This window comes from Acinetobacter sp. YH01024 (assembly GCF_013420195.1).
Lineage (GTDB): Bacteria > Pseudomonadota > Gammaproteobacteria > Pseudomonadales > Moraxellaceae > Acinetobacter > Acinetobacter amyesii.
In genome coordinates, this window is sequence record NZ_VOYQ01000067.1 from 1 (window position 1) to 11759 (window position 11759).

Sequence of the window (11759 nt, forward strand, 5' to 3'; positions counted from 1 at the left end):
TTCATGTACTTATATTAACAATCAAAACTCAAGGAAAATAGTCCTTAGTTAAATCAAACGACACTTCATGTCGTGTCGCTTATATCTCTGACCTGAAGGACAGAGTTTTACGCTCCATTTGATAAAATCGCGCAAGGCGACGCATTTATTTTCATTAGCCCTGAATATAACCACGGCTACAGCCCTGCGCTCAAAAATGCATTGGATTACCTCGGTAAAGAATGGGGCGGAAAACCTGCGGCATACGTTAGCTATGGAGGCACCAATGGTTCACGTTCGATTGATCAAATTCGCCAAGTGGCAACTCAATTGGGCTTAATTGACAGTAATGCTGTAGTTGAAATTCGTGACATTTTTACACGTAATCAAACAGATAAATTCGAACCGAATGAATTTGACAACAAAGCGGTTAAAGCGATTTTCAAAAAATTACTGCAATATGTGAGTGCTTAATTGTTGCCGTTCGCGTGATAAATGCCGCCTTTTGTAGGTTCAGGCTTACATTATTTTCGGCAGATGGCAGCTATACGCCATGCATCATCCACGATAAAGTTAAAACATACAGAGACAGGACGTCACTGAACATAAAACAACAATGATAAGACTAAGCAGGAAGCTTACGGTAGGACAGGAGTTATACCGCTAGAATGAATCTGAAAAAGCCTCGACAGGATGTCGGGGCTTTTTTCATTTCAAAGGCTGCACAAGTGTAGCTCTAACATGAGCCATAACCAAACTCAGGGCCATGGCTCATTAGATCTCACCCAATCGGATGCGATTACTTTTTAGAACTTTCAACAATTAAGCGGGTCACCAAGTACAAACGCGGCACGATAGAATCCGTCAAAATATATTCTGCTTTATCTGAATGTAATCCATCGCCAGACATACCGATTCCTTCAATGATCGCGGCTTTCGAAGTAACTCCAGCAAAAGCGGCATCAGTACCACCACCCCAAGCGGTCGTTTCAACTTTCATCGGCAGCTTTAATTCGTTTGTGTAAATCTGCTGGGCTGTTGCGGCTAATTTTTTGGCTTGTGGACTGGCTTCTAAAGGTGGACGACGCACTTCAAATTTGACTTCGACCTGACTTTCCGCCAATTTTTTGGTTTTGACTTTTTGCTTCAAGGTTTTTTCCAACTCAGCAAAATCTTGTGGTTTTAAAGAACGAGCATCTGCCTGTGCTGTCGCATGGTCAGGAATCACATTTCGGGTTTTTCCAGCCGTCGCAACAGTCCAATTCAGCTTTAAACCCGTTTTCGGATTGGATAGATTTTCCAGTTGTTGAATCTGAAAAGCCAGTTCTGTCAAGGCATTGCCCCCTGCTTCAGGTTTTACCCCCGCATGCGAACCCCGCCCCTTAATATCTAAATAAGCCGCACCAATCCCACTGGTGGCTAACATCAAGCTTCCCTCTAAACCACCGGTTTCAAAGGAGAGGACAACATCCTGATTTTGAGCCGTATCCATAATCAATTGGCGCGAGCCGGGTGAACTGATTTCTTCATCTGAATTAATTAATACCGTAATGGTGCCGTAATCTTGGTACTTCAGCTGTTTCAGCATATCCAAAACATGAATCACTGCAGCAACACCTTGCTTGTCATCCAAAATACCCAAGCCATAGGCTTTATTACCGTCTATGCGAAACGGTTGACCTTGTAATTGGCCCTTTTGATACACCGTATCGTTATGCGCCAACAACATAATGTTCGTTTGACCTTTGCCTTTTAGTACCGCTTTTACAATCGGCCCTGTCTGATCTGGCGCACCATCGAGTTTCATGATGTCTTTGGGCTGAATCACGTTCACCTCAGCCCCTGTGGCTTTTAATTGCTCTGCGACCACCTTGGCAATTTGATTCAAACCCTCAATATCTTTACTGCCAGATTCAATATTGACCAAGGTTTTCAAGGTCTCTAAATAACTGTGTTTTTGACTTTCCGCAATTTTCTTAATCTCTTGTGGAGATGCTGCCCAATTTGCTGAAGCACTAAGCGCAATGGCACAGCCTAATGCGAGCTGAAGTTTTGACGTCGTCCGTTGTTGTGTAAGTGTGCTTAGCATCGATCTTATTCCCTGTATATTTTTCATTATGAATTTTTAATGTCTGATAAATTAGTTCACCATTCAACCAATTAATCGCAAAAATATGTAACACCGCTGATAAAGCTTTTAGTCACTTCAAAACCAGCTTCCAGCTGTTTTAAAAGCGGTTTAGATCGATTTGGAAACATAGATCTAGCAGTCGAGAGCCTAGCTGCTATGCAATGCCTTGAAGGAACGGTCAGAATTAAAATTTAAGTGTTGTACGTTTTAGCTTACATTAGATGCGGATAATAGACACTATTCACGTTATTGGATTACTTTTATATTAAGGTCATACAGCGACAGGATGTCACTGAACATAAAATAACAATGATAAGACAATGAGCAGGAAGCTTAACGGTAGGACAGAAGTTATACCGCTACAATGAATCCGAAAAAGCCCCGACAGGATGTCGGGGCTTTTTTCGTTTAAGCTCCGTGAAAGCAACATTCCATGTATTTGCACAGACTAAACATCGACCTGAAAACCTAAATCGACATCACAGGCGGCTTGACCAGCTCGAATCCCCCAGTTTTCTTGAGGGCTTTCGCGTAAGGTAATGATGATATGGTCGGCTGGAATGCCAAATTCCACCAAATTTTGCACCAGCATTTGATATAACTTACGCTTGGTTGCTAAGGTTCGTCCCGCAAAACAATCGATGGTGATATGTGTAAAACGCTCAGGCTGCGTCAAATGATCAAACACCTGAAACCGATGTGGGGCATGCACTTGCAAACGTATATTGCGGTCATATCGAGGCAGCTGAAAACTCTGTTGTAAGGCGTCAAAGACAGCATTTATCAACTGTTGTTCTTGTTCTATGCTGTATTGCATCCGTATATCGATTTGTGTTGCAGGCATGCGCGAAACTCATTGTTGTTATATCCATCACTACACTAGCAGGATTTAGCGACGTTCTGCTGTAGGCATTTACCTACAGCGCTTGCAGTATTTACGCCTGTAGCCTCAACAGCAACGCGCCTATAGTAAGAACATACAGAGACAGGATGTCTTGCAATAAAAATAAATAATGCACATGCAGCAGGAACGCTAATCGGTATGACAGGAGTCATATCTTTAGAATGAATCTAAAAAGCCTTCGATAGGATGTCGAGGGCTTTTTTCATGTCGTCATTCACTCAGCAATCGCACTCTATTCGTCGAAAAATCGCAATTTATCAACAATACTTACATCGCAACAGTAAAACTGTACTTATAATCGGCAGAGAATTTAGACAGAATAACTGCTGCGAGTTCAGCAGCTCGAACTGTCAGCGCTTAGGGATTAGGCGACAACAATAAAAATTGAATTAAAAAATTAGAGAATGACCTATGCAATTGCAACAGCAACAACTGAATAGTTTTACCCGCATTTTTCATGCCGCTCCAGAACACAATAGCCCACAAGATCTTGCACAATATATTGGCGCGCATCGACAAGAGCTTTTACAACAAATCCATGAAAATGGCATCTTACTGTTTCGTGGTTTTAACATCGAGCAACCCGAACAATTTAACCAACTGATTGAACAATATTTTCAGTTTACCCCATGGAATGCTTTTAACCCCAATATGCCCAGCTGGGTTGCATCTTGGATGCGAAAATACAGTGAGAACTTGCTCGGTGCTGGCGACTACCGTCGTTATATAGACCGCAACACAGTGCAATTGGGTCCAGTCGAAAACTCGGTACAAGGCCCGCATGTTGAAGGCGGAGTACGCTCAGAACGCTCGCGTTATATCGCCTTATTTTGTCAGGAACCTTCGACGTATTTGGCAGAAACAGGATTTAATAACTTAGAGCAGATTTGGGAGAGTTTTCCGAAACATCTACAGGAAAAATATCTCGGTGCATGGAACCATTTTTCTTATGTCTCGGCGCGCGAGGTAGGGCTATTTGACCGATTATTGCTGAAAAAGAGCCCGTTTAGTCTAGAGATTCGACAAGATAAAAAAGCCAAACTGACCTTACAGCGTTCGCCACTGGTGATTCATCACCCCGATACGAAAAAGCATGTGATTCAGCCATGGGCTTTTGCCAATAATACCAATCCATTTGCCCATCAGGCGGCCAAAAATTGCTTTGAAAATCGAGGGGACATTGAAATCGATTCGACGGCGGACGGCATGCAGCTGACTTGGGAAATTTACACGCCAGAAGGTCAACAAATTGAATGGAACGATGCCGAAAAACAGCAATTTTTTGATGCGATGTATCAAGATGCCCTGCTTTTGCAATGGCATAAAGGTGATGTTGCGATCGTTGATAATATTAAAATTGCGCATTGGCGGATGAATGGAGAACAGGGAAATCGTAAGTTGATTCAAATTCAAGCCAATGCCTTTAATGCCGATGAGCACTATGCGGCTTAGCTGACGGATTTAAAATTCGTGCTGGCCTGTATGTGAGAAGCCCTGTAGGGGCTTTTTTTTTATTTTTTGGATTTTTTTTGTTTATTTTTTAGCCGCTATTTTGGCTCAATTTTGAATAACCATGCTTTTTCACCGTCTTCAATCCCCCAAATGGCTCCATCTTTGGCCTCAATCAAGCCACGGACCCGCTGTTTCATGTCGATGCGCTGGATTTCTGTTGCCGGTTGATGTGTTGTGTCCACAATCACGATTGCTTGAGACGACAAACCACCAATCAGCGCTTTATTTTTCCACAAGGGGAACTTTTTCCCTTGGTAAAACATCAAACTCGACGGTGAAATCACCGGTGTCCAGCTGATGGCAGGCGCTTCAAATTCAGGCCGTGTATGATGATCAGGAATCGGTTGATCATCATAATGATCGCCATTCGACACATGCGGATAGCCATAGTTTTTCCCACGCTGCACAAGATTTAACTCATCGCCGCCTTTCGGTCCCATTTCGGCCACCCAAAGCTGCTGTTTTGCATCAAATGCCATGCCTAAAGGGTTACGGTGCCCGAAGCTCCACACTTGCTTGGCAACTTCGCCTTGGGTCTGAAATGGATTATCTACAGCAGGTGTTCCATCACTATTTAAGCGCAGTACTTTACCCAAATTTGACTGCAGATCTTGTGCAGGATCAAACTTCTGACGTTCGCCCGAACTCACCCATAATTTTCCATCTGTACCAAACTGCATTCGGTGTGAATAATGGCCTTGACCTTCTACTTTTGGAATTTGCCTCCAAATGATTTTTCGCTGTTTTAAACTTGGCACAGCTTCATTGAGGTTTAATGTGGCTTTTTCGATGACAGCGCCATAACCGCCCTGTCCTGCTTCTGCATAGCTCAGATATATATGATGATTTTTTTCAAATTGTGGATCAAGTGCAATATCACCTAATCCACCTTGTCCGCCATAGGCAACTTTGGGAAGGTTTTTCACCTGTATTTTCTGCTGATTTTGCGGGTTAAAGATGATCAGTTGACCTTTTCTTTCAGTTAGCAATAAGCGTCCATCTGGGAGTTGTTGAAACGCCCAAGGTTCATTAAATTGAGCGATTTTTTGTATTTTAAAGCGTTGTTCTTGCTGGATTTGTGCCGATTTTTGAGCTTGGCTTGGTGTTTGATCTTGTGCTGTAGTTGTGGTGTTTTCCGCATGGCATGCGGCTGTCATCAAGATACCGACGATGAGGCTAGGCGTTCGAAAATATTGTATACATTGTTTCATTTATTGTTCCCTTCCCTTTTATAATCATTTGATTCTAATCAATTAATCAGATGATTTTTCTTTGGAAAGGTAACAGAATAATTTTGTACGTTTTGGCTTACATGGCATGCAGAAAATTGCTGCTATTCAATTTATTCAAACAGGCCTAATCTACAGTTATCAGGAAACAGGAAGTTTCCGAAACATAAAACAATAACAATAAGTTTCTGCATCAGGACGTGAGATATGACAAGGAGTTGTATCTAGAACACGAAATACGAAGAAAACCCCGACAGGATGTCGGGGTTTTCTTTTTTCTAGCTGATTTTTTAAAGAATTCGCCCTAATCTAGAATTTTCGAATAATTTCTCTGTCAAAACTTCTTACACTTTCCTGCGAAATTATTACATACCCAAATCCGTCAAGTTGCTAGCGTGATAGACAATCCTCATTGCAAGGAGTCAATCATGACTTTAAAAGCTTTAGTGATAACGTCAAATGTCGGTGTTGAACATGATGAGCTGATTCAACCCTTAAATTATTTAAATGAAAAGGGAATTGAAGCCATTCATGCCGCTGTTAAACATGCTGCGGTCCAGACAGTAAAAGCAGACAAAAAGGTCGAAGCTGAAGTCCAACCCAATGCCCAATTGAGCAGCGTAAATGCTGAAGACTATGACGTGTTAGTAATTCCGGGCGGAACTGTCAATGCAGATCATCTACGGATCAATGAAGATGCGCTGCGGCTCATTCAAAACTTTGCTAACCATCAAAAACCTATTGCTGCAATTTGTCATGGTCCTTGGGCGCTCATTAATGCTGAAAGAATTCGTGATAAAACTCTGACGTCTTATAAAAGCATTCGTTTGGATTTGGAAAATGCGGGTGCACATTGGGTCGATGAGCAGGTGCACCGCTGTAATACGGGCGGTTGGGTGCTCATTACTTCTCGCTGTCCAGATGACTTGCCTGCGTTTAATCAAGCGATTCAGCAGGAGCTTGAGCAACAGCAACAGCAACAGCAACAGCAACAGCAACAGCAACAGCAACAGCAACAGCAACAATAATACAAATGGAAAATACCCGCATATTGCATGCGGGTATTTTATAAATCTAAGTTATAACCCGAATCGCGGATAAGAAATTGACTTGAAAAATATGAGGACTAGAGCCATCAGTTGAGTTACCACACAAAACTCACAACTCTATCCTCATGTTTAATAGTACCGAATTATTTTGCGTAATTGATGATTTCTTTCTTAAATTTGAAGCAACTTATTGGCAATTCCTTAAGCAAAGCCATCGTTTCTCAAGAATTCGAGCGGCTCACTTGAGTCTTTCAGAAATCACCTTTATTGCTATTTGGTATAAATGCTCTCATTTCACTAATTTCAAAGCATTTTTCACATGGCTAAGGCAGGATAAAAGCTCTTTATTTAAGAGCTTACCCTGTTACCAACGGCTGATTCACCTCATTAATACGCACCAGTTGGCACTACATGCTTTACATGTAGCCTTAATGAAAGGTCAACGGAGCCAATATTTATGGATTGACTCAACCACTTTACCTGTCTGTAAAAATCAACGAATTCAAAGCCATAAATCTCTAGCAGAAATTGCATCTCGTGGTAAAAGCTCGATGGGTTGGTTCTACGGCTGTAAATTACATATTATGATGAATCAACTTGGAGAAGTCGTTTGTTCAGCATTATCCAATGGACATGTGGCTGACATAAGAATGGTTGAGCATTTGGTTGAAGGCTTGGAAGCAAAGCTTTACGCGGATCGTGGTTATATCAGTCAGGATTTAAAAAACAGATTAAAAGAACAAGGTATTGATTTAATTACTTATCATCGAAAGAACATGCGGTCTGTTCAACTCTGTACATCAGATGCATATCACTTAAAACAACGTAATAAAATAGAAACGTTATTCAGCTTATTGAAAGGTCAATACAATTTGGTGACGAGTAGAGCTAGAAGTATCTCAGGCTTTTTAAGTGGTATTTACGCATCACTATGTGCATACCAATTAACTCAGCAGCATAAGCCCACAATTCAAATTATGCAGTCATTGGCTTAAAAAGGATTCGGGTTAAGTTATAGGATATATAAGCTTACAAATTTTTTAAGTATGCTACTACATCATCATTGCCTGCCATTTCTGCAAGTTCTAAAGCGGTATATTGGGTTTTGTGCTGTACGTATGCACCTTTGCCTACCAATAGCTTCACGACGTCTAAATAGCCGTTTTCTGCGGCTGCATGCAGTGCGCTGTATCCTTCGTCATCGGCAGAGTTTACGTCTGTGCCATTCGCCAAAGATTTTTCGACTTCAGCCAGTTCACCTAAAGATGACCAATACACCAGTTCAGGCAAATGCAGTTCTTCATCGTCTTCAGGGATTGGGGAGAATGAGTTGAGTTTCATATTTATTAAGCTCAATATGGATTAACTAAGCATTTACTATATATTACTTCCTTGTAAAGACTCTTTCTCAAATTTTAATGCTTCTTTATTTGAGCCTAAATATCTACTAATTCCATCCATAGCAAAAAATCCACCAATTGCTTTTTCATGATAGCCAATTATCAAACCTCCATAACAATTCACAGCCGTACAATTTTTGATGATAGTACTATTATTTGTAATAAGAATATTTGTAGGACGAACTAAAATTTCTATTCCATTGCGAAGAAATCTTCCTCGTTTGAATATAACTTTATTAGGAGGGCAAAATTCTATTTCTATTAAAATTTTTCGATGGTTCTCTCTTAAAGTAAGAGTAGTACCAACCAATTGAATATCCCAAGCTAAAGGTTTGAAAATTAATTGATTATTCTTAATGTGCAAAATGGGAGTGTTATATTCGTTGAAAATTACTAAATTTAGTAAAAAATGTCCATCCGCAAGTATTAACCCAATTAACGGTGTCCCATCAACACTAATGGGTACCATAGCTGTACCGTATCCTTGATCCTTACAACTAAAAATATTTCCTCCTATCTCAACAATTGCTTCCTCTCCTGAAAAATGCAAAAGGTAAGGTTTAGATATCCCTTCTTGTAAATTAAATGGTTTTTCATTAGCTTTTCTAACTTGTTCTTTAGGCAATAAACCACTAGTTTTTTCACGATGATGCTGATCACATAATAGTGTTATTTCATCAGCAATATGACGTTTGACTAAAGCCCATTCTTCCATGTGCTCATATTCATATAATGGCATTCCACATATAACGCATCCAAAGCCACATCTTTGTCTAACTTCTCTTTGTATCGGTAAAGGTATATTTCTACTATTTGGTTTTTCTTCATTCATGATAATTTTCTAATAAAAAATTTTAAATATTATACAAAAAAGCCCCCTTTCGGAGACTTTTCTTTTTAAAGAATCACAACTTAAGCTTTGGCTGTAGATGCCTCTTTAACATCAATTTTATCACTGTCATTTTCATGCATGATCAATGCAACCGCGATCGCAGTAATCAGTACAGGTAAACCCACCGCCATAAAGTTGAAATGTGCAGGTAAGTTCATACCGAGCAAACCACCAATCAGAATCGGCCCTACAATCGCGCCCATACGACCAATTGCAGAAGACCAACCAATTCCTGTCGAACGTACAGCAAGTGGGTAATACTGTGCCACATAGCTGTACAGCAGCATTTGCGAACCAATAGATGCAGCACCTGCCAAGAATACCAAAATGTATAGCAAGAACTGATTCGATTGGAAGCCCATCAAGCTCATCACAATCGCGCCCATCATACCCAAAACCATCAGCACAGGTTTTAAATGGAAACGGTCAGCCAAAATACCACCGCCAACAATACCCACAACTGCGCCCACGTTCATGACCATCATGAACATTAAGCTGTTATCCATAGAATAACCGGCTGCCATCATCAGTTTTGGTAACCAGCTGCTTAGCGCATACATGGTCAATAGGCACGTAAAGAACGCCACCCAAAACAATAATGTATTTACGGCACGACCACGGCGGAATAAACTCACCACGTTAGCAGCTTCAGGCACGCTTTCTTGAGGCAAAGTGAACACTGTATTTTCAGTCACTTTCACTTCAGGTGCTAAGCGCTTCACGATACTGCGGGCTTTTTCCTGTTTGTTTTCTTTCACCATAAATGCCAAAGATTCTGGTAAAAATCTCCAAATCACAGGTAAAAGGAAAAGAGGAATACCCGCAATAAAGAACATGATTTGCCAACCAAAGTCAGGGGTGAACCATGAACCTAAAAGTGCCGCCATCACACCACCGACTGCATAACCACTAAACATCGTCGTTACCAGTGTGCTACGCATCTTCTGCGGCGCGTATTCAGACGTTAAAGCCACAAGGTTAGGCATTACACCGCCAATCCCTAAACCAGCCAAGAAACGCAAAATACCAAATTCTGTTGGATTCGACGCAAAACCACCGGCAAAGGTCAAACCACTAAATAAAACGATACAGATCATAATGACTTTTTTACGGCCAATCTTATCCGCTAAAGAACCAAAGAACATGGCACCAAACATCATGCCTGCGAGCGCAGTACTGGCAAGCATCCCCGCTTGCATTGCACTTAAGCCCCAGTCTTGCATCAATAATGGTAAAACCACGCCATTAATCGCTAAATCGTAGCCATCAAATAAAATAATCAATAAGCACCAAGCCACTACATTGAAGTGGAACGGGGTAAATTTAGCCTTATCGACTACAGAATTTATGTCTATTTTTTCCGTTGTCATCGTTCTCATCTCCCATGAGTACTTGTCCATAACATTCATTGAATTTTTAAGTAAAATTCAACAGCCACGGAATATACGGAACAGTGTTTTCTAGGGATATTAGACGTATGTTTAATAAATCTAGTCGCTTATAAGTACATGTTAATTGTGTTATTTTTCATGCTTTAGTTTAATTATTAAACATTATCAATATATGATTATTTAACTGATTTTTTTAAATAATAATACCCTTATTTTCAGGCCTAATTCTTCTATTCTTTCATTAAACTTCAGAACGACACACCATCATTTATTTCTATCTTTAGTTTAGAAAAATTTTAAATGTCTAAAAAACAAACGCAATTACATCTTTAGAAAAGCTCGCTTTAACGCACTTGATTGTTTTAAAAACATTTATAGCACTGAGATTAAGCAATCACCAGCTTACAGCGAAATCCACGAGACGCATAATATGACTGCGCGCCATTATGGTAGCTAAATACATGATCATAACGTCGATCACAAAACAGTGCCCCGCCCTTTTGCCGAATATCCGCTGGCGTCACAATCCAGCTCGAAGTCTTTAAATCGAAATGAAAAACTTGCTGTATCGCTCGATAGTCTTCTTCTGTCAGTAGCTCAGCACCGATGTCTCGCACCATATCTATAACGTTATTTTGGGGAGGATGATCCTTCCGATTCTCCAAGGCATCACGGTCATAACACAAGCTTCGTCTAAGCTTTGGTGACTCTAAGCTGCAATCATAAAATATCAGGTCTTGAGATTGCTGATTCAGCGTCACAATATCTGGCTCACCGCCTGTTTTTTCCATTTCGATTAAAATTTTTAGTTTTGAGGGCTGTGCTATCAATTGTTTTTTTACATCATCCCAAAGTAATTCTGGATGCCGCTGCATATTTGCCTCAAAGCGTTGCTGCAATATCTCTAAAATAGAGACTTTATCGAGATCTTGGAGCATTTGCACATCCTATTGTTTTTATACCTTGGCGACTAAACTTCACTATAAAGAATATAGGCTTGCCTTGATGTAAATTTTTAGCGCTGTTTAGCCTCATTCTTTTTTAATATCTCTCGTTTTCCTATTTTTTGAATTTGCTTCTCTTATTATTTTTCTATTTTGATAACTTTCCCTTTTTCCCCGCATAAAAAAACACCCCCTGACGTATCAGGGGGTGTTTCGAATAAAGAGCTGGCGATGACTTACTCTCACATGGGTAACCCCACACTACCATCAGCGCTAAGAGGTTTCACTTCTGAGTTCGGGAAGGGATCAGGTGGTTCACTCTTGCTAT

Annotated in this window: 10 protein-coding genes, 1 rRNA gene and 1 pseudogene; 4 read left to right on the plus strand and 8 right to left on the minus strand. The window is 40.5% G+C overall.

What is annotated here, in order from left to right; all coding sequences use genetic code 11:
- Positions 1-120 precede the first annotated feature (120 nt).
- A pseudogene (locus FTT88_RS16140) lies at positions 121-453 on the plus strand (NADPH-dependent FMN reductase); the annotation flags it as partial.
- Positions 454-778: 325 nt separating this feature from the next.
- Here FTT88_RS16140 and FTT88_RS16145 read toward each other — a convergent pair.
- Both FTT88_RS16145 and FTT88_RS16150 read right to left on the minus strand, forming a co-directional pair.
- Positions 779-2068 carry a glutamate carboxypeptidase gene (locus FTT88_RS16145; protein ID WP_180174097.1) on the minus strand — a complete coding sequence of 430 codons (1290 nt, stop codon included), beginning with the start codon at positions 2066-2068 and terminating at the stop codon, positions 779-781.
- 490 nt (positions 2069-2558) lie between these two features.
- Positions 2559-2954 (minus strand): tautomerase family protein, encoded by a 396-nt coding sequence (locus tag FTT88_RS16150; RefSeq protein WP_168379827.1) that lies wholly within the window; start codon positions 2952-2954, stop codon positions 2559-2561.
- A 471-nt stretch (positions 2955-3425) separates the two neighbouring features.
- Between FTT88_RS16150 and FTT88_RS16155 the strand changes: the two genes are divergently transcribed.
- Positions 3426-4466: a TauD/TfdA family dioxygenase gene (locus tag FTT88_RS16155; protein WP_180174098.1), complete on the plus strand. Its 1041-nt coding sequence runs from the start codon at positions 3426-3428 to the stop codon at positions 4464-4466.
- 95 nt (positions 4467-4561) lie between these two features.
- Here FTT88_RS16155 and FTT88_RS16160 read toward each other — a convergent pair whose 3' ends face one another.
- The gene (locus tag FTT88_RS16160; protein WP_373886708.1) at positions 4562-5737 is read right to left on the minus strand and encodes a PQQ-dependent sugar dehydrogenase; all 1176 of its coding nucleotides are present in this window, start codon (positions 5735-5737) and stop codon (positions 4562-4564) included.
- Between the two features lie 446 nt (positions 5738-6183).
- Between FTT88_RS16160 and FTT88_RS16165 the strand changes: the two genes are divergently transcribed.
- Positions 6184-6783 (plus strand): type 1 glutamine amidotransferase domain-containing protein, encoded by a 600-nt coding sequence (locus tag FTT88_RS16165; RefSeq protein ID WP_180174099.1) that lies wholly within the window; start codon positions 6184-6186, stop codon positions 6781-6783.
- A 146-nt stretch (positions 6784-6929) separates the two neighbouring features.
- Positions 6930-7799: an IS982 family transposase gene (locus FTT88_RS16170; RefSeq protein WP_180064328.1), complete on the plus strand. Its 870-nt coding sequence runs from the start codon at positions 6930-6932 to the stop codon at positions 7797-7799.
- A gap of 34 nt (positions 7800-7833) precedes the next feature.
- Here the strand turns inward: FTT88_RS16170 and FTT88_RS16175 are convergent, their stop codons facing one another.
- The 5 genes from FTT88_RS16175 to rrf form a co-directional block, all read right to left on the minus strand.
- A complete protein-coding gene (locus FTT88_RS16175) occupies positions 7834-8145 on the minus strand; it encodes an ankyrin repeat domain-containing protein (RefSeq protein ID WP_180174100.1) in 312 nt (103 codons plus the stop codon).
- A 36-nt stretch (positions 8146-8181) separates the two neighbouring features.
- Positions 8182-9036, minus strand: coding sequence for a cell division protein (locus FTT88_RS16180; protein WP_180174101.1), 855 nt, complete (start codon positions 9034-9036; stop codon positions 8182-8184).
- 80 nt (positions 9037-9116) lie between these two features.
- Complete coding sequence (locus FTT88_RS16185) at positions 9117-10466, minus strand: aromatic acid/H+ symport family MFS transporter (protein ID WP_180022954.1); 1350 nt, start codon at positions 10464-10466, stop codon at positions 9117-9119.
- A gap of 407 nt (positions 10467-10873) precedes the next feature.
- Entirely contained in the window at positions 10874-11425 is a 552-nt protein-coding gene (locus tag FTT88_RS16190; RefSeq protein ID WP_180009692.1) for a DUF4256 domain-containing protein, read from the minus strand.
- 229 nt (positions 11426-11654) lie between these two features.
- Positions 11655-11759: ribosomal RNA gene (gene rrf, locus FTT88_RS16195) — 5S ribosomal RNA — on the minus strand; the annotation flags it as partial.